Annotated in this window: 20 protein-coding genes; 1 reads left to right on the top strand and 19 read right to left on the bottom strand. The window is 42.5% G+C overall.

Features of this window, described 5'->3' with window-relative positions; all coding sequences use genetic code 11:
- Positions 1–41 precede the first annotated feature (41 nt).
- The 16 genes from CHL1_RS09085 to CHL1_RS09160 form a co-directional block, all read right to left on the bottom strand.
- The gene (locus CHL1_RS09085) at positions 42–629 is read right to left on the bottom strand and encodes a zinc ribbon domain-containing protein (protein ID WP_084633734.1); all 588 of its coding nucleotides are present in this window, start codon (positions 627–629) and stop codon (positions 42–44) included.
- A gap of 60 nt (positions 630–689) precedes the next feature.
- Complete coding sequence (locus CHL1_RS09090; RefSeq protein ID WP_070372250.1) at positions 690–1184, bottom strand: peptidylprolyl isomerase; 495 nt, start codon at positions 1182–1184, stop codon at positions 690–692.
- Positions 1185–1294: 110 nt separating this feature from the next.
- Positions 1295–2527 carry an NAD(P)/FAD-dependent oxidoreductase gene (locus CHL1_RS09095; protein ID WP_250936195.1) on the bottom strand — a complete coding sequence of 411 codons (1233 nt, stop codon included), beginning with the start codon at positions 2525–2527 and terminating at the stop codon, positions 1295–1297.
- Positions 2524–2973, bottom strand: a complete 450-nt coding sequence (locus tag CHL1_RS09100; RefSeq protein ID WP_250932453.1) for a 4Fe-4S dicluster domain-containing protein — start codon at positions 2971–2973, stop codon at positions 2524–2526. Before CHL1_RS09100 ends, CHL1_RS09095 begins: the two co-directional genes overlap by 4 nt.
- A gap of 12 nt (positions 2974–2985) precedes the next feature.
- Entirely contained in the window at positions 2986–4869 is a 1884-nt protein-coding gene (gene cooS, locus CHL1_RS09105) for an anaerobic carbon-monoxide dehydrogenase catalytic subunit (protein ID WP_250932455.1), read from the bottom strand.
- Between the two features lie 248 nt (positions 4870–5117).
- On the bottom strand, positions 5118–5531 hold the full coding sequence (locus CHL1_RS09110) for a Fur family transcriptional regulator (protein WP_070372254.1): 414 nt from the start codon (positions 5529–5531) through the stop codon (positions 5118–5120).
- A 228-nt stretch (positions 5532–5759) separates the two neighbouring features.
- On the bottom strand, positions 5760–6248 hold the full coding sequence (locus tag CHL1_RS09115; protein WP_250932457.1) for a zinc ribbon domain-containing protein: 489 nt from the start codon (positions 6246–6248) through the stop codon (positions 5760–5762).
- Between the two features lie 193 nt (positions 6249–6441).
- Positions 6442–8943 (bottom strand): FAD-dependent oxidoreductase, encoded by a 2502-nt coding sequence (locus CHL1_RS09120; protein WP_250932459.1) that lies wholly within the window; start codon positions 8941–8943, stop codon positions 6442–6444.
- Positions 8940–9230 (bottom strand): ArsR/SmtB family transcription factor, encoded by a 291-nt coding sequence (locus CHL1_RS09125; protein WP_070372257.1) that lies wholly within the window; start codon positions 9228–9230, stop codon positions 8940–8942. Before CHL1_RS09125 ends, CHL1_RS09120 begins: the two co-directional genes overlap by 4 nt.
- Positions 9231–9654: 424 nt before the next feature.
- On the bottom strand, positions 9655–10080 hold the full coding sequence (locus tag CHL1_RS09130) for a MarR family winged helix-turn-helix transcriptional regulator (protein WP_276520374.1): 426 nt from the start codon (positions 10078–10080) through the stop codon (positions 9655–9657).
- Between the two features lie 75 nt (positions 10081–10155).
- Complete coding sequence (locus tag CHL1_RS09135; RefSeq protein ID WP_070372258.1) at positions 10156–10635, bottom strand: glutathione peroxidase; 480 nt, start codon at positions 10633–10635, stop codon at positions 10156–10158.
- A gap of 146 nt (positions 10636–10781) precedes the next feature.
- A complete protein-coding gene (locus tag CHL1_RS09140; protein WP_250932461.1) occupies positions 10782–12068 on the bottom strand; it encodes a helix-turn-helix transcriptional regulator in 1287 nt (428 codons plus the stop codon).
- A 297-nt stretch (positions 12069–12365) separates the two neighbouring features.
- Positions 12366–13358, bottom strand: a complete 993-nt coding sequence (locus tag CHL1_RS09145; RefSeq protein WP_070372260.1) for a sensor domain-containing diguanylate cyclase — start codon at positions 13356–13358, stop codon at positions 12366–12368.
- 198 nt (positions 13359–13556) lie between these two features.
- Positions 13557–13940 (bottom strand): leucine-rich repeat domain-containing protein, encoded by a 384-nt coding sequence (locus CHL1_RS09150; protein WP_250932463.1) that lies wholly within the window; start codon positions 13938–13940, stop codon positions 13557–13559.
- A complete protein-coding gene (locus CHL1_RS09155; RefSeq protein ID WP_250932465.1) occupies positions 13900–15294 on the bottom strand; it encodes a leucine-rich repeat protein in 1395 nt (464 codons plus the stop codon). The genes CHL1_RS09150 and CHL1_RS09155 overlap by 41 nt, the downstream gene beginning before the upstream one ends.
- A 196-nt stretch (positions 15295–15490) precedes the next feature.
- Positions 15491–16318, bottom strand: a complete 828-nt coding sequence (locus CHL1_RS09160; RefSeq protein ID WP_070372262.1) for a CheR family methyltransferase — start codon at positions 16316–16318, stop codon at positions 15491–15493.
- Between the two features lie 233 nt (positions 16319–16551).
- On the opposite strand from CHL1_RS09160, the gene CHL1_RS09165 reads away from it, so the two are divergent.
- Positions 16552–16953 carry a bacteriohemerythrin gene (locus CHL1_RS09165; protein ID WP_070372263.1) on the top strand — a complete coding sequence of 134 codons (402 nt, stop codon included), beginning with the start codon at positions 16552–16554 and terminating at the stop codon, positions 16951–16953.
- 81 nt (positions 16954–17034) lie between these two features.
- Here the strand turns inward: CHL1_RS09165 and CHL1_RS09170 are convergent, their stop codons facing one another.
- From CHL1_RS09170 to CHL1_RS09180, 3 genes are read right to left on the bottom strand one after another with little or no spacing between them, the layout of a single operon-like run.
- On the bottom strand, positions 17035–17430 hold the full coding sequence (locus CHL1_RS09170; protein WP_070372264.1) for a response regulator: 396 nt from the start codon (positions 17428–17430) through the stop codon (positions 17035–17037).
- Position 17431: 1 nt separating this feature from the next.
- Positions 17432–19030 (bottom strand): ATP-binding protein, encoded by a 1599-nt coding sequence (locus tag CHL1_RS09175; RefSeq protein WP_250932467.1) that lies wholly within the window; start codon positions 19028–19030, stop codon positions 17432–17434.
- A gap of 54 nt (positions 19031–19084) precedes the next feature.
- Positions 19085–19987: a PAS domain-containing protein gene (locus tag CHL1_RS09180; RefSeq protein WP_250932469.1), complete on the bottom strand. Its 903-nt coding sequence runs from the start codon at positions 19985–19987 to the stop codon at positions 19085–19087.
- Positions 19988–20030: the final 43 nt, after the last annotated feature.

Consider the following 20030-nt stretch of genomic DNA (forward strand, 5'->3'; position numbering starts at 1 on the left):
GAACCGTCAGCTGACGGTTCTTTTCTTTTTCGGTGTGAATTTTAGTAATAATACATCGACTGCATCATCGATGCGACAATGGCCATTACGATGCTGGAGAAGATAATCGAGAGGACAATCCCGATGCCCATAAAGATCAAGGTTGCCCAGGCAAAGTGTTTTTTCGTGGCTGCAGTTTTTGAATCAACGCTCCAGATAATCAGCATCACGATATTGACAATCGGAATATACAAGAGCAGCAGGGTCAGCATCCAGTCACCAAGTGTCATCGGGGCTTCGGCATTATCCGGAACTGCCTGAGATCTTGGTGGAGCCTGATAGGATGATCCACTTTGCGTCGATTCTGGGGGTGTCGTTGTGATGGTTTCTGAGATAATAACCGTTTCCTCGACAATACCATCAGCAATGATTTCATCGGCAACAATTTCTTGCGATAAGCTCTCTTCATCCGGGGTATCCCCAGGAATCTCTTTTCCGGAAACATCATGAGAAAGATTTTCATTGTCGAAAACGCCTGCCGTGAAATCTTCAACTTCACCAGGATTTTCCTTCAAAACATTACCACAGTTACCACAAACTACATCTTCGGAACTGATCCCGGCGTAACATTTGGGACAATACTTTGCCATTGCGCTCACATCCTTTTTATTTTATTTTATCATAAAAGCAGGATGATTTCAAAATATAATTCAGGACACAACTTCAATTTTTTTGATGACCTGATCGTTATAGGGTTTATCGGATCGATCACGGTCCACCGCCACAATGGCATCCGCTGTTTCAATGCCGGAAATCACCTTGCCAAAAGCGGCATACTGACCATCTAAGAATGGTGCATCATCAACCATGATAAAAAATTGTGAACCGGCCGAATTTGGCATCCCGGAACGGGCCATCGAAATGACACCCTTGACGTGTTTTAGGTCATTGACAACGCCATTGCCGGAAAACTCACCTAATATAGTGTGTCCCGGGCCGCCCATGCCAGTACCCTGGGGGCATCCGCCCTGAATCATAAAACCGGGAATGACTCGATGAAAAATTAAGCCATTATAGAACCCATCATTGACCAGGGTTAAAAAGTTTTCAACGGTGATCGGGGCAACTTCGGGATACAGTTCCACTTCCATGGTCTGGCCATTTTCCATTTCAATTTTTACAATTGGATTTACTGTTTCTGACATTATTTCCTCCAAATATTTCTGATAATTTTCATTTCAATGTAGTATACACCAAATGAAATAAAATGAAAAGAGGCGATCTGAGGTCTTAAGTATTTTGCATGCGATGGTTTTTAGACCGCATATTTGTATTCACCGGTTTGTTGATCGAGATCGTAAAAATCAGCAAAGCTTAAACCAAAGACATCTTTGTTTTTATCGGAAACATCAATTTTATTTTTGATCAGATATTGCCAGAAACCCGTTCCGCCAATATCGCCCTGCATGATTACGCCCTGGACGACGCCATTTTTTAGCACCACTTTCTGATAATTGTGGCGGTCTTCACGGATGAGGATCTCACAGTTTTCTTCCGGTTCCGGGTTGATATTCCCCAACGATAAGGTTGTCAGCCCATAGAAATTAACGGTGTTTTTAAGGGCATAGCGGTCTTCGTATAATAATTTTTCGCCCAGCATGTTGATCGCTGCGATGCGTCCCTGTTTCATGGCATTCGGCCAGATCCCGGCAATCCCGGTAACATCTCCGGCGGCATAAATATCGTCGATATTCGTCTTAAGATCATCACCAACGAGAATCGCCTGGTTGGTTTTTATCCCGGATCCCTGCGTAAAATTAAAGGCAGGGCGCACTCCAGCTGCAATCACAATGACATCGGCAGGAACCGCTTTACCACTGGCCAAATGGATTGTTGTGCCACGACCGACATCATTGACATCCACCGAAACAACCTTGTCTTCCAGGATAAACTCGGCGCCAGCTTCTTCAAACAGCTGCTGGTAGGCCACAGCAGCCTGATGATCAAGCTGCAAACTCATTACGTCCTTAGTCATTTCAATGACGGTGACGTTTAATCCCCGTTCCAATAAAGCCACAGCAGCGTCCATCCCCACCAGACCGGCACCGATAACCACCGCATTCTTTGCTGTTTGACATTCGCGGTCTAAAAGTTTTGCATCTTTTAAGTCCCGGAAGCCATAGACATTTTTCGATTCCCGCAGTCCCGGGATCGGCGGAATAAAGTAGCCTGCTCCGGTGGCAATCAGTAATTTGTCATAGCTGATTGTCTGATTGTCATGGGTTGTCACGGTCTTATGGTCAGGATCCAGGCTGATCACTGTGGTATTATTAAGCCAGGTTATTCCGGTTGTCTCAAAGAAATCATCGGCAATAAAGCTGATTCCTTTGGCATCCCGCTGATGCCCCAGAAACTTATGGAGCATACAACGGGAATGAACGCTGTCTTCCCTGGAAATAATGACGACTTCTGTTTCCGGCGCTGAGACTTTAATGGTTTTGGCTGCACTGATGCCAGCTGCACTGGCTCCGATGATTACAATTTTCATAGGTTTACCTCTTTCACAACGATGGCTTGTTTGGGACAGGCTTTGACACAACTGGGTCCATCCGGTTTATCATCGCAGAAATCACATTTTATGACCTTCGTCCGGGTTTTTTTATCTGGCTTTAACACCCCAAAAGGGCAGTTCATCACACACATATAACAGGCAGCACATTTGTTTTCATCATACTGCACATGGCCGCTAACCGGATCCTTTTCCAGCGCTCCACTCATACAGGAGAGCACACATTCCGGCTCGTCACAGTGACGACAGAAAATTGGCAGATAACCCTTCCCGGCATCGAACTTGATGAAATTCCGGGTTTCGGCATCAGGACTTTGCAGGTTGACGGTGTAAAAATTACTGCCTTTTTGATGGGCGCTGATACAGGCAATATTGCAGTTCAGGCAGCCATCGCATTTTTCACGATCAATGATGATTCGTTTCATGATTACACCTCCTTAGATGTTTAATTCCTGACGTTTCTTTTCAATGATGGCATCCAAAGTTTGGGCGGCTGACTGGGCATTGTCATCAATGATCAATTGTCCACCAGTGAGGCTTAACATGTCCTGAGTAAATACCTGTACCGCCACCGGGCTGCCGGTTACAAACGGTGGTAAACCCAAATGCAGTGGCAGACCAAGGGCTAAACCAAAGGCACCGTCAGCCAGTGCTTGTTCTTCCAGCCATTGCGCCGCTGATAAAACCAACGGCAATTGTGGCAGATCAACGCCGATGGCTTCGGCCAGTTCAGTGGCAACCAGTTCCAGTCGGCCAATCGCCAGACAGGGACCAAAGTTTAAAACCGGCGGAATTCCCAGGCTCTCACAGACGGCCCGCAGCTTTGGTCCGGCCAGAGATGCCGCTGAAGGGGACATTAAACCGACATTTTCCAACCCGCCGGATGAACATCCTGCCGATAAAACCAGAATATCTTTGGCAATCAATTCTTTAACCAGATTGACCGTCAGCACGTCATGACCGCCAGCCGTTAAACTGGAACATCCGACCACCCCGGCAATCCCTTTAATTTCACCTTTGACAATTAAGTCAATCATCGGTTTCCAGGTTCCCCCCAGGAATGATTTCAAGGAGCCTTCACTGACGCCGGTTAACGTATCATCATTGCCGTGTTCGGCATCCAGATTCAAGGCAACCACTCCCCGTCTGGCCTGATACGCTTCGATTACGGAATCGATAATTTCATTACTCTGGCTTTCTTTTTCTTCAAAAACAAAGGGTTTCATTTCAGCGTTGGCTTTTTTGGAAACATCGTCTAAGCAGATTTGTTTGATTTTTAATTCGTCACAGATCGGTTCAATCCCCGGTAAGGTACAGTTGAATTCGGATAACACCGCATCAATAGCGCCAGTAGCAAGAATCGCTTCACTGGTAAAATTGTTACCGGCATGACCGTTGAAGACTTCTTTATAATGTTCGCCGCGCAATTGCAGATCTTGACCGACACAGGTACAACCAACCAGTTTGAACCCTTTGGCCCCAACAGCTTTGGCCTTTTCAATGACATCCCCCTGAATCAACCGCTCCTGTAAATAGGCAAACATTGAGTGCTGATGACCCGTGATCATGATATTGATATAGTCGGTATCAATAACCCGTAAGCCCACTGGCGCCAAACGGATGGAAGGTTCTCCGAGCATCACATCATTTAGCAGATTCGTCAGTGTTAAACCATAGAGACCGGTAGAAATACCCAGCTTCAAGCAGTTAAGATACATATCGACGGGATCTGAATTGAGATTGGTAGACGTTTTGACAACCCCGGCAAACACTTCCGATTTTGCCCCGCCTGGCAAGATGCCCAATTCTTTCCAACGATCAAACCGGGGTTTATAAGCCATTTTTTCGACCAGTTCCATTTTGATATAGTCCGGTTTATATAAATCAGCTAAGACCAGATCGGCAATCTTTTCCGCACGGACGTGCTCATCGGCTTCATCCACTTCAAAAATATCTGCCAGTTTGGCCAGAGCAACCTTGCCTTTTAATACCCCTTTGCTGGCAGCGGTCTTTTTAAGCAACAGAGCTGTGTTTTCAACGATATGGATATAACATCCCGACCCGGCAGAAACCGCACGCAGGAAATTTCGGGCCACGATGGTGTCAGCCGTTGCGCCACAAACCCCTTTGGGTCCGTCTGGTGTGATTCGACATGGCCCATTGGAACAAAGCCGACAACAGATTCCCTGTAGCCCAAAGCCACATTTGACACTTTGCCCCTCCATCCGATGATGCGATGTATCCACGCTGAGATTGGAAATAAACGTTTCCAGTTTTTGATCCGCACTTGCACAGGTTTTACAACTAAAATTTGAATTCATATGATACCCTCCAGTAATTTATATTTGTAGCTGTTTTCGATGTTAATCTTACCTGTTTTCTTTAAAGAACTGTTCCGATTAAAATCATGTTTAAATTATATTTCTGGAACAAGTATTTGTCAAGAATGATTCAAGATAAATATTTATCATAACATTTAAGTCCAAAAATTCAAAAGCCTGATACCACGGCATCAGGCTTTTGATGTTAAAATTTATTTTTGTAAAAGTAGTAAGTTCCTTAATAATGATCAGGCAAAAAGAGAGACTTCCATACGGTTTAGCGACACATCATCCGGTAGTTTATTCTTAAAATAATCGGAAAGTAAGATTTCCAGTTCCGGATCAAAGTAGTCACAAATACCGTTGTTTTCTTTATTATAGATATGTACATGAAACTGAGTATTGGCATCAAAACGCATTACTTCCTGATTGTCCTTTAACTTTAAAATCAGACCTTTTTCAGAGAAGGTTTCAAGAATATTATAAATCGTCCCTACTGACATCACATACCCCTGATTTTCGATGGCTTCCATTAACATATCAGCGCTGGGATGCGAGGTCATTTCTGACAACACTTTTAAAACGCTGATCCGCTGGGGCGTGGCTTTTAATCCGACACTACGGATCATATCTGTATACATTTGGATCTTTTTACTTTTCATGATTAAGAATAACTCCTAACTAATAATTTCTGTTTTAATTATAGTATGATTTACTGATCTTGTCAAACTTCTTTTGATTTTTCTATTAAAAAAGTGTCCGATTCCACACGATCATACAATTACAGACCTTGTCTATGACAAGCTTGTAATTTAATCAGTGTGTCATCGGACACTCCCTCATCTTCACAAATTGCTTTTGATCAATCATCATTTAGTCATCTCTCACCTTCACAACTGCATTGATTTTGGGAGATTTGGTCGATTTTTATTTGCCAAAAATCCATCAGCTGTGATTTCATCTCCAATCATTTCTTCTGCAAAAAGCTCATCATTGCTCGTCAGGATTCGCCTTTCAACGGCAGGTATCATTTCCCGTCCCTGATCCAATAATCCTCTTGATAGACTCATAACTTCAAAAGCTTTTTCCGTTTCATCACTGAACCATTTGTCGCCAATGATCTCGTCAGCAATTAACTCGTCTGTCAAGACGACATCATCCGTTTGTAGTGGCTTTGCTTCTTTAGCCGGTGTCATTTCCCTGCCGCCATCGAGAAATTCCCGCGAAAAACTTCCGCTTGCCATCATTTCCTCTTCAAGGAATTCATCAGCGATCTTCTTATCAACAACGATTCCTGTTGTTATTACCATGCCGCAAAAACTGCATTTTGTATCGTCAATACTCAAAATGTAAGTACATCTCGGACAATACTTCGGCATTTTACTCACTTCCTTCCATCTGTATTTTATCATAGGTTCAGCATTTTTACAAATGAAAGAAATCGCAATCGCATCGAAACTACTTAAATAAAGCTTTGGTTAAGCAATGTAAACAGGCTGTTACAGAAATTTCTATCCTGCAACAGCCTGTTTGGTATTATCTATAAAATGGTTGTAAAAATAAAATTCTTGTTTATACAAATAGGGTGGTTCCGGCATTCTCATTACTGGCGATATAGGTTCCGACGCCGGCAAATTCAATCCCGTCAATCAATTCTTCTTCCTTTATCCCCATCAGATCCATACTCATGGTACAGGCAATGAAACGAACCCCGGCATTTTGCGCTTTTTTAATCATTGTATCGAGGTCATCGACGTGTTTCTTTTTCATGATGCCCTTAATCATCGCCGGGCCGGCTCCCAACATATTCATCATTGACAGTGGCAGTCGGGCAGCTCCCTTTGGCATCATCGCTCCAAACATTTTTTCGATAAAGGTTTTATTGTGACCTTTGCCGTCTCTTCGTCGCAATGCATTGAGCCCCCAGAATGTAAAAAAGAGGGTGACGTTTTTCCCTTGGGCAGCAGCCCCCTGAGCAATGATCATCGAGGCCAGAACCTTGTCCAGTTCACCACTAAAAACCACCAGGGTGGCATTCTTCTGAGTTGAAACAGCAGGCATCAGGCTACAGGTTTCGCCAGCATCACCTTTTCGAATCACACTGACAAAGCTTTTGCCTTGGGTTATCTGCGATACCAGCGTATGGCCGTTGGTTTCGCACCAGCTTTTGATATCACTGACAAAGCCAAAATCGGTAGCAATAATCTGCACCAGATCACCGGCTTCAACACCTTGAATCGCCTCATACGTAGCCATCAACGGCCCTGGACATTGCAATCCGGTGACATCCACCCTTTTTTTGATCACCTGGTTCCCATCACCGCCGTGATCGACATTGCCGCCATCGGCTTCGTCTTTCTTGGGGATGCATTCACCAATAGTGAAATCCGGCTGAGCCAGCTGATAGTGGGCTGTTTTGTAGGTGCTGTAGCCACCCGATAAGTTATAGACATTGGTGAAGCCATGACCTTTTAGGATTCGTATACCCAGATACGCCCGTTGGCCGACCTGGCAACTGACATAAATTGGGGTGTCCTTGGCAATCGGTATTTCATCAATGCGATCTCTTAAGGTATCGAGTTCAATATTGACAGCACCTTTTATGGCACCGGCGCTAAATTCAATTGGTGTCCGGACATCCAATAGAAAGCCGCCTTTTCTAATGATCTCGTCAATCTCAAACCATTCTACTGTTTTATAAACGCCGGTTTCAATGTTGCTGGCGATATAACCCAAAACATTGACCGGATCTTTGGCTGATGAAAAAGGCGGTGCATAGCATAATTCGAAATCCTGAAGATCCAACACCGTCGCACCGGTTTTCATGGCGGTGGCAATAACATCAATTCGTTTTTCAGTGCCATCCTGGCCAACCGCCTGGGCCCCTAAAATTTGGAGGCTCTTTGGATCATAAAGCAGTTTCAAGGCAATATTGGTGGAATTGGGATAATAACCGGCATGATTGGCCCGATGTGCAATGACCACCTGATAATTTATTTTTTTTATATCCAGCTGGGCGGCATTATTGCCGGTGGAAGCAATTGTTTTACTGAAAACCTTGGCGACAGCTGTACCCTGGATTCCCACGTTTTTTGTTTTAATACCATTAATATAATCGGCGACAACCCGGCCCTGACGGTTTGCCGGCCAGGCCAGGGGAATAGCGGTTTGGTTTTTCGTTGCGAAATCCTTTACTTCAATGGCATCACCAATGGCAAAAATATCGGGATTAACGGCTTCGGTATGGGCATTGATGACTTCATAGTTTTCAGTTGTGACGATATGTCCCCGGGGACCACACTTGAGGTTGGCTTTTTTTGCAAGTGCGTTTTCCGGAACAACACCGATGGCTAAAATAACCAGATCGGCCTGCAGTACCATGCCGCTCTCCAGAACCACCTCGGTTCCCTGTTTTTGGAAATGATCCACCCCATCTTCCAGTATCAGATTAACGCAATTGGCATTAATTTCCTGATGGACAAGTTGAGCCATTTCAAAATCCAGGGGCTTTAACACCTGATTCATTTTTTCGACCAAAGTTACGTTGATCCCAAGCTCCTGGAGGTTTTCAGCCATTTCAACGCCGATAAATCCGCCACCAATGACGACCGCCCGTCCGATCTTGCCGCCATCGACAATGGTTTTGATTTTGTCGGTATCCGGAATGTTTCTGAGGGTTAAGACATTTTGGGCTTCTGACAAACCGGGAATCGGGGGCGCAATTGGTTTTGCGCCGGGCGATAAGATCAGCTTATCGAAGCTTTCCGTATATACTTCATCGGTCTGGTGGTTTTTTACTGCCACGGTTTTGGCGATTGGATCAATGCTGATAACCTCGCTGAAATTTCGGATATCCAGATTAAAACGTTTTGACATGCCATCAACAGTTTGTACCAGTAATTTTTGACGATCTTTAATCACATTGCCAATATAATAGGGCAACCCACAATTAGCAAAAGAGATGTACTCATCCCGCTCAAACAAAATAATCTCGTCATCTTCACTTAAACGACGTAGACGGGCAGCAGCAGTCGCACCACCGGCGACGCCACCAACAATTAATATTTTTTTCATGATAAATCCTCTCCGTACAATGCCTTAATAATATTTTGAGCTGGTTTACTGATGACTTCGTAATAAATCTCATTTCCTGTCCGGTAGCCTTTGACAATGCCAGCATTTTTCAGCTTTGATAAGTGTTGGGAAACCCCTGATTGGGAAACTTCAAGGCACTCTTCCATATAGGAAACATTGCATCTGCCATTGGCGATCAACCCCTTTGTAATACATAAGCGGACTGGGTGTCCCAGTGCTTTAAGAATTTCTGCCGTAACCTCGTGATCTTTCAAATCCATTTCCATGAAAAACTCTCCTTGCATCAACATAATAAATCAGCCTATCATTATTATATTAGACTTTTCTAATATGTCAACTCTTTTTTATTTTGTTTTGCTTCCAACGCCTTAAATCGAATTTCTATCGTCAAAAATTCGATTAACGCTTAATTATTCTGAATGACGAAAAATGAACAGTTGTACCTGCTCTGCGAACAGTCAGGAATGTTACTCCTTTAACTGGTTTTTAATTGCTAATTACCTACACATTACCACATTCTAATACTTTAATCAAGGGGATTGTTTTGTCGTCTATTTTAAATAAAGTAATGAATTTTGTGATTCATTGTACAAAAAATGCTCAGTTTAATTTACTGAGCATTTGTTAGTATTTTTTTTAACCAAATAAACGGGGCTAAAGCCTTAGCATAATGAATCAATATGGTATTCCTTATTTAGTTCCTAATAACTTATATAATATATGGTATAGGGTAATTATTTCCTCTTGGGTGATGGGTAAGCATTCTTTAACTTTATCTGGAATCTGACTGGCAGGTTTCTTGAGGGCTTCGCCTTTTGGGGTGAGTTTAATAATCACGTTTCGCTCGTCATTGGGATCACGGTTTCGTTCAATTAATTCGATTAATTCCAGACGCTTCAATAACGGAGTCAGGGTTCCCGAATCCAGATAGAGATATTCGCCCATTTTTTTCACATTGATGGTTTTATGTTCCCACAGTACCATCATGGCCAGATATTGGGTATAGGTCAGTCCGATTTCATCCAGATAGGGTTTATAACGTTTAACCACCTCTTTGGCACTGGCATAAAGCGGAAAACACAATTGGTTTTCCAGTTTCAGTTGATCATTGTTCAAGTCAATCACTCCTTTGAAATAGTATACCAATCATTATACATCACAATTCTGTTGCAGGCAATTTTTCACAGGGGATTATTCGGCTAATAATTTTTTGATATCATTCTCAATTTTTTCGGGCACATCGGTTGGCGCAAATCGTTTAACGACCTGGCCATGTTTATTTACCAGAAATTTAGTGAAATTCCATTTTATATTGGAACCCAACATTCCTCCCTGCTCCTTTTTTAGGAAATTGAACAACGGATCGGCGTTGTCACCATTGACATCAATTTTATGAAAAATCTTAAAAGTGACACCAAATCGGGTTTCGCAAAAACTCTTTATTTCGTCATCAGAACCGGGGGCCTGATTGGCAAACTGATTACAGGGAAAATCAAGAATCTCAAAGCCCTGATCCTTATAAGTATCGTATAGCTCCTGAAGTCCGGCGTATTGTGGGGTTAGACCACAACCAGTGGCGGTATTGACAATCAATAACACCTTACCCTGATATTCTTTCATGGAAACATCCTGGCCAGTGGCGTCTTTTACGGTAAAATCATATATGTTCATGATCGTTCTCCTTTGCGATATTACATTGTATGCAATTATTATACATCACAATTTAATATCGTCAAGTGTTTTTTACGAAGCTTTAGTACGATTTAAACATTGAATGCATAACTCAAATAAATTGAACCGTACAGAATAAAACCCGCTCAAACTGGCTTTATTCCGTTAACCACACTGCGGATATTTCGGAGGCTGTTTTTTACTTCTTCAGGTGAACAGACATGGACACTCTGGGGCAGATAATTTAAGAAATCCCTAAATATAATTACGATTCCAATTTCTCTGACAATCAGTTTTTGGATGCTCTGGTTCATCCGATTGAGTATGATAAATTCAACGACTTCTTCATTGACATGATAGCGGATGCACAGGTTTTTTTCGCTGCCAACTACGCCGTCTCGCAGTACCGAAATACTAGATCGAAGAATGCCACCTGTTTCCTGAGGTGAGATCGTAGTAGCAACACCCTTCTTTTGCGGATTGGCGCTTTGATCCAGGATCGTTTCAAGCTGATCAAATGCAATGAACTTTTCTGAGATGGTGCTTTTTTTTATTTTTTCAAATGCTGGCAGGGTGTGGTCGACCCATTGTGCTGATTCTTTTTCAACAAAAGGTATGCATTTTCCCAGAATCATCTGGGATTTTTTTTGGTAATAGTCTAAAATTTCAGGATCTTCATAAATAATCGCACTTTCAAAATCCCGGTCAATGGTGATTACCTGCTTTGATGTGATAAAATAATTGGGAACAATAATACTGATATCATCATATATTTTGGTTCCTGAGTAGAAATAGTACGGCTCATAATCAATATTTGTGAGACTTTTTAGTAATAGAACGGTTTTGAGGATGTCGAGATTATTTCCCAGTTTTTTCTTATTGACTAAGGGAATAATATTCTGAATTTTTCCGCAGCGATGATTATGACAACTGATCCGCATAATTAACTCATACAAAAAATAGTGTTTGAAATTGATTGACATGATGACATGGGCATCTTCACTCCGCCCCATTTCTTCCATAAAACAACTTCGGATAATTCCCTCAATTTTTACCTGTCCGTTGATAATCCGAACTTTTTCTGAAGCTAACTGGGTTTTTACCAGATACTCTTCCGTCTCAATCCACATTTTCTTCTGATTGGTATGAGCACTGATTGCGTTATAAAGAGCAAAGATATCATGACTGTTTTTGAGAACTTCGCAATCGTCATACTCATTCTCATAAAGGGCGTATAATAACTTCTTTTTATCTTTGCTCAGGTTTAAAGCCACCATAATTTTCTGAAGATCCTCTAGATTAAGACGGCGCTTGCCTGACAAGAAATGCTGAAGGGTGGAGCGATCGACCCCCACTTCTTTAGCAAGTGAAAAATTCGTCATATTCTTTTCTTTTATCATTTCTTTTAGTACATTACCGATTTCCTGGCTCATTTTTTCCTCCGTCTTCCTCCTTCAATTGTGCGTCTTGCTGATATCGGGGTAATTTTATTTAATTCGTATTTTGCGATAATAACGTTTGCAGATTGATGCTTTTATTTTAACATTAAGATGCAAAATAATCAATAACAAAGAGCTAATATTCATGTAATGATTGACATGCGCTCGCTTTTATCCAACTGTTTTTTGAGCGCAAAAAAGCGCACGTCAGCCAAATGCTACGTACGCATGATAAAAATTGGTTCAAAATGGTTTAGAGGTAACGCTTTCTGTAAGAGTGTCTGAAGTTTACTAGATATAATCGAGTTCTTTCTGCCGTTCCAGTTGTCGTTGTGCGGCTTTGATGACCGACTCTGTATTATCTGACTCATCGTACTTGGTATAAAAACCAAAAGAAACCGACAATTTAATGGATTGAACCTTAACTTCGTCAAGACTCTTTTTAAAGCGCTCCAAAGCCCGCTCAACCTTGGCACCTTCGGTTCTGGGCATCAGAACAACAAATTCGTCACCTTCGTAGCGGGCCACCACATCATCGCCCCGAACGCCATACTTAAGAACCTGAACTGCTTTTCGCATGAGAATATCGCCAACAGCGTGACCATACTCACTATTGATCTTGGACATGCCATTGATGTTCATAAAAATGATCGATAGTGGGTAGTATTGCTCTTCATCCATTCGTTGCAGCTCTTTTTCATAGAACTTGCGGTTGTATACACCGGTTAATTGATCATAAAAGGACAAGGATTCCATGTTCTGGTCAAGACTGTTTTTTTCTTTAAGCATCTCCTTGATGAAACTCCGGTGCTCGGTGACATCCTGCATAAAGCAGAGGATCCCGATAATCTCACCATTGCTATTTTTGATTGGTGCCCAATGATTTTTACCAACAATGACATTCCCACTATCACCCTCATACTCTTCAAGAGACGAAAACTGTTCACCAGCCAGCACCCGATCAAAAAATCCCCGTAGATTATCCCGTTCCTCATTACTGTTAATGATATCCAAAATACGGGTTCCAATTGCAATGTCGGCCCCCCATTGATCTTTTGCCATTTCTTTATGTCGATTATTAAAGCTTAAATACCGATAGTCCCGATCCAGACCGAAAACAAGAAACTCATGGGTGGTTTCAAGCATGGTTTTTAGCAGGCTATTTGCCAACTCCAACTTCTCAGTCAAAGCTAGTACGGCTTCTTCAAATGACTGCTCTTCAAGTTTTTTTCGGTTATCTTCATTGATGGTCTCAATATTTACGACACTCATATTTTTACTCACTAAGCCTCAACCTCCAAAATTATTTTAATCTTAGATTTAATTAAAATATTCCTGTATTATTCAGGAATATTTATATATTGTAACATTTCCAACGTTAAGATTCTACTTTTTTTGACTATAATTTTTGCATCATTATTATTTGTAACGCAACCTGACTGAAGGTGTCCTGTAATTTTTTAACATTGTCAAGACCTTAGACTAAAGTTTAACCCCGTCTGGAAATCCGACTGAAAAGCCGGGTTGTTTAAGGATTTTCTGATTAGAGACGTCAATTTTCTCCAGTGCGTTACAGCCATAGAAAGCATATTCCCCGAGGGTTTCCAATTCATCAGGCAGATGAATTACATTCAGATTGTCACAGCCATAAAAACAGCTAATACCGATATGCTTTAACTGATTTGGCAGGATCATTTCACTGATTAAGACGCAATCTTTAAAGACATGACTGCCCAATGTTTCCAGTTGACTATTTTCAAGAAATGCAACGGATTGAAGGCGCTGACAGCCAAGAAATACCGCTTCTTCAATTTCAATTACGGCATCAGGAATGACCAGTTGTATTAACGAGCTGGCAGCCTTCAAACGCAGAGGTGCCAATCCTTTCCAGAACTCTGGCACTGTCTAAATTAATACTTTTTAACGACTCGCAGCCGTAGAAGGCAAAATCTTCAATAACTTTCAGGGTACTGGGAATGATCACCCGTTCCAACTGAGTACATTGATAAAACATACTGCGTTTGATGACCTCAACACCCTCGGGAATAACCACTGACTTTAGCTCAGAATCATGGCGATAGCCATGGCTTGCGGCTGTTTGAAATTCAGCAAAATCTTTAAAAACAAGTTCTTTTGTGCCATCCGCCTGATTAACGAGATCAGTTTCATTGTCAAAGCTGAGACCTGGATTTTTTTGAAAAAATGGCTTCGGTTCAGTTTTTGAGAAAAACCCCATTCCCTTTTCAATTGGTGCCTGCGAGGAGGCTTGGTCGTTAAAGGAATCTGGCTTGGAGTGATAATCGGTGGCTATTGATAAGTACTCATCAATTGTTATATCTGGTACAATCTCCGGCTCAAACGGTTTGACACTGGGTTCTGGCTCAACTGTTTCCTGTTTGACGCTGGCAGGCGTATCTGCTATGGGCTGATCGGAGCCATTAAATTGTTTTAGCACATTTTCTTTTTCTTTGAGGGCCAGGTCTGCCATGAGCATCTCGTTTTTGAGGTTATCCAATTCTGCCCGTAGCGGCAGTCGTTTTTCAGCGATGGGTTGTTTTACTGCTTGGTTTGCTTCCAGTTCATTTTGGGAGGCCAACAATTCGTTCTGGAGAATTTCCAGTTCTTTCTGGGATTGGCGGATTTTCTCTGTCAGTGTTTGAAATTCGGTTTCGGCATCAAAAAGATGCGCCTTCACGGTATGGAGTTTGCTGCGGGATAAATCGAGATCCTGACGGCTAGTCTCCAACTCCGCTGTGATCTGCGTCAGGGCGGCTTTTTTTAACGAAATTTCACTGTTAATCGCCATCAGTTCCTGATCAACTGCTGCGTTATTGCCCAATTCAATACTGTTAACAGTTTCTACTGCCGGATTCTGTTCAAAGATGACCAGATAAAAATCTTCTTTCTGGGCCGGGGAGCTTTCTTTTAAGAGCGGCAACACACGAATGATAAGCCCCTCGGTAGCCTTTTTCCGTCTGACTGCAATGATCGGAGAATCAACCGCTAAGCGACGGGTGATAGCCTGGTAGAGCGTTTTATTCAAATCACGACGGAATTTTTTACGGGCCATTTTTAAAATGTTATTGACCCCGGCATAACCCTGCGTCGGCTCTAAAAATAACCCGGTATGACCGTGAACATAGCGAATCGTTCCCAACTGATCCACCAGCACCGCCACCGGGGCATAGGTTTTTAAAAGTGCTTCTCTGGTCAGTTCCATAACGGTTTGCTCGGCTGACCGAACTCTGCGGGTAATGGTGAAAAAGCACGGCCATTCCAGGGCTCCTATTTCAGATAAAACACGATCTTTAATCCGGTATTTTTTTTCGCCTGCATTCCTGCAGTTACTTTATTTAGTTGTTCCATAACCGATCCTCCTCTACTTTTTGCGTTTGTTCCAGGTGGTGATGGCAAAATTAACAGGGCTTGCGATACACCGCTGGCATAATGAATTTAAAATTGGTCTGTTTCAGATTAAGTGACTCGGCATGACCAATAAAGAGATAGCCTCCGGGCTCCATATAATTGTACATCTTTTCGACTAAACGGTCTTTGGTTGCCTGATCAAAGTAAATCATCACATTACGACAGAAGATAACATCAAACTTTTTCTTAAAAACAAAAGTAGGCGTCATCAGATTGAAACGACGGTAAATCACTTCATTCTTGATCGCATCCACAATCATCATGTGGTTGCTGTCATAACTCTGAAAATACTTTAATTTCCAGTTAGGCGGGAGTACCTGTACCCGATCTTTTTCATAAATGCCTTTTTTAGCGGTATCCAGAACCTTGTTGGAGATATCGGTTGCCAACAGTTTTTTGTCCCAAAGATGTGCCTCAGTTCCGAAAAATTCGGCCATGATCATCGCCAGCGTATACGGCTCCTCACCAGTGGAACTGGCGGCGCACCACAGCCGGATATCACGGTTATTTTCGGCTTCCTTTTTTTTCTTGAGATAAGGTAACACGGTATTCTTAAAGAACTCAAAGTGCTCCGGCTCCCGCATAAAAAATGTATGGTTGGTGGAAACCTTATCAATGAGCACCGAACTGGCTTCTCCGGTTTTATCAGAGATTAAATAATGATAATAGTCGGTAAAGCTATCAAAGCCCAACTCCACCAGTAGCTTGTGAAGCCGCCCCATCAGTAGAAGTTGTTTTTCTTTTTTTAACTCAATACCATACTCACTGTGAATATATTCCGTTAACATGGCAAATTCTTTTTCGGTGATTTGAATCATTTTTCCACATCCTCAATCCTGTTATCCGCATTCACCCGTCGTCTGACGATGCCCAACAACGGCAAATACTTAGACTAGTTTAACTCAGACCGGGGCTCTTGTAAATACTGAATTTTGCCGGTGTTGCTGATGTTTTTTCGGAATTTATCATCTTCTTCAGTAAATAATTTTCTTGTCAATCCGATTAAAAAAAGCTATACTGGAATAAATCTAATTTAGAATGGAGAATGAATATGGCAATCGTATGGACACCAGCTCTGTCAGTGGGCGTAGACAACATTGATTCACAGCATAAAATCTGGTTTGAAAAAGCAGATCAACTTTTTGAAGCCGGCAAGACCGGAAAATCCAAGGAAGTTATTGCACAAATGTTTGATTTTCTTGACGATTATACCAAGCAGCATTTTAAAGATGAAGAAGCTTACATGGCCAAAATAAACTATCCCGAAATTGAAGAACAAAAAAAATTACACAAGGCGTTTATTGAAGAGCTGGCCAAACTAAAAAAAGATTATCAGGAATCCGGTGGAAATATCACCCTGATTATTAACGCCAATCAGATGATTGTAAATTGGCTGACCAAGCATATATCAAACGTTGATAAAAAAATTGGCACCTACGCCAAAACTCTATAAATCATCAAACCGCAGTCGCTGGCGATTGCGGTTTTTTTCTGATTAAGTAGTGCAAACAGTTCTCCAACGGGATAAGCCCATTTAAATAAATCCGATTTTCCCCAATACTGCTGTCAGTTTTTTCATGTCAAGGGGTTTTGATGCATAGGCATTGCAGTTATAATCAAAGGCTGACTGAACCACCGGGGTTTCTCCCAGAACGGTGGTCATGATTATTTTGCAGGCTTCGTTTTCCGGGATGCCTTGCTGACGTTCCAGATCCCTGATGGTTTTTAAAACCTGGATGCCATCAATTTTTGGCATCATCACATCCAGACAGATCAGATCATAGGGGTGGCCATCCTGACTGGCCAGGAGATAGGCATCGATGGCTTCCAGTCCATCCACCACCATATCGCAGTCGCCATAGCGGCTTAAAAATTTGGCCAAGAATTTGCGACTGACCATGTCGTCTTCCACAATTAAAATTCGTTTCATTTCAATTCTCCCGGGCAGCTCCGGCATTCTGCGCATACCAGATTGCTGAGATTTGTTCCATGTATTCACTGACTGCTCCGATCCGGCTTTTGCGGATTGCAAGTTCCATTTTAAAAACCAGATTTTTTAATTCTTCCGCATTCATTCCTTCAAATATTCCTTTTAGCTGATGGGCAATCACTTCCATTAGTTCCAGATTTTCCTGATCCAACAGTTGCTGCAACTGATCAATTTTTTGTGTAACCGCATTCGGATCCTGCCCATTTGGCTTGGGTGGTTTTATTAAAGCAGCTTCCGACATCAGCTGCACGTGCACATCAAAGCGATTGGTTGCGAGTGGCACAAATTGATTTTTTGCTTGCTGCTTATTATCCAGATATTTTTTTAGCAGGCTCTGCATCTCAAAGCGATCCACCGGTTTAGACAGATAACCATCCATCCCGCTGGTTTTAAATGACGCTTCATCTCCCTTCAAGGCAAAGGCAGTCAGGGCAATAATGGGTGTCTTCTGATTAAGATGGTTTTCCTGTTTATATAGATACCCATCTGAAGGATTGTAATGTTGGCCCCCTCGGATGATCCGGCTTGCTTCAAGGCCGTCCATCTTTGGCATCTGGATATCCATTAGAATGAGATCATACTTTTTTTGGGTCGCTGCATCAATACCCGCTACGCCATTTTCCGCCACATCGACAACGGCACCCATGCTTTTAAGCAATTTTGCTACAACAATCTGATTGACCGGATCGTCTTCCACCAATAGGATCTGACATTCTGAAAAACTGCTGTCGTCCCGGGTATCCATAGCAGTTTGCCCAGGTTTTTTAGTAACAAGCATTGGCAGAAAAACGGAAAAAGTGCTTCCGACCCCCAGTTGACTGCTGAAGGTCACACCACCACCCATCATTTCCAAGAGCTGCTTGGTGATCACCAGCCCCAAACCGGTCCCCCCGTATTCCCGGGTATAGGAACCGTCGATCTGGGTAAAGCTCTTGAAAAGCATGGAATAGTCTTTTACATCAATGCCGATCCCAGTGTCGGTGATGGCAATTTTTTGAATAATTTCGTAATTCTTTTCAGGAACGGGTTCCTGACTGACTATAATTTTAACCGAACCGGTATTGGTAAACTTGATGGCATTACTGAGCAAATTATTGATAATCTGTTTAAGGCGCATGCTGTCACCGATGACAAAGTTTGAAATGATGCTACGATAGTCGACCGATAAGTCAAGACCCTTTTCCAGTGCATGTTTTTTATGGGCTTTAACCGTCGATTCGATCAGATCCATGAGATTAAAACTCATCGGATTAATCATCAATTTTCCGGCTTCCATTTTGGCAAAATCGAGAATGTCGTTGATGATCCCAATCAGCGAGCTGACACAGACCTTGGCAGTCCGCAGATTATCCTGCTGCTCCTCGGTCAGTGGTTCCAGGGCGGTCAGATCAATCATCCCGACAATGCCATTGAGTGGCGTTCTTATTTCGTGGCTCATATTGGCCAGAAACTCGCTTTTGGCCCGATTGGCCTCCTCCGATCGGGCAATGTTTAATCTCGGTTTTTTTCTTGCTGTCGATGTCAGATGACAGCACCGCAATATATCCAGCTTCAGGGCTATATATTGAAGCCTCCACCCACTTTTTCAGGCGAATCATATAATATTCTTCCAGTTGGATGTTTTCTCCGCAACTAAAGACCTCCTGAAAGCGATTGAACAAACCCTGACTTTCTTCGGTTTCCAAAAACCCCATTTCCGATAATTTGTGCCCAATAACCTCATCCCGCTTGATGCCAAAGAGTCTTTCCGTAGCAGATTCATTTCCACCAGTTCGGCATCAACCAGATTTCGGCCTTCATCATAAAGGGCTTTGAAATAGGAAATACTGCTGTCCATGTATTTAAACAGCGAGTAGTATTTCTTCTGACTTTTTATAAACAACTCTTCAGCAAAACGTTCGTCATGGATATCCAGAAACATCCCAATCATGCCAGCATATTCCCGGTTTTTATCATATAAGGGTCGACCCATTCCCCGGAAGGTGCGATAGGTATTGTTGGGGGCCAATAGTTCCAGCTCCATATTAAAGTTGGATTGTTCTTCCAGCGAATCTTTGAGAATATCGATAAAGCGGGTCTGATCCGCTTTTTTCATATGACTCTGGATATCTTCCAGAAAAGACTCGCGGGCAATGTTCATAAAGGCTTTAAAGGGCAGTGGCGACAAATGCGCTGACAAATAGCTTTTATGGCCGTCCGGCCGGAGATAATAGCTGCGTCGGGGCAGTCCCACGGCTGTAGTGACTTGATTGTTTTCGCCATATTCCCAAAATTGAATCGGTTCCTGTTGACCATCCCGATACAGACGCAATACGTCATTTAGGGGTTTACCCAAAACATCCGACAGTCGCCGCCCCAGTATTCTTAGGGCTTCAGCATTGGCAAAGTCCAGCTGATTATCCAAATCACAGGTAATGATCGCATCGCCAGCGCTATTTAAAGTTGACACCAGCCAGGCTTTATCTTTGTTTTTGAGATGCAGTCTCATTTCATCCATCTGATTACTCCCGTCACGTTTTTTCTGAAGTCATAGCCCTATC

It is taken from the genome of Acetobacterium wieringae (genome assembly GCF_023700225.1).
GTDB classification, from domain to species: domain Bacteria; phylum Bacillota; class Clostridia; order Eubacteriales; family Eubacteriaceae; genus Acetobacterium; species Acetobacterium wieringae.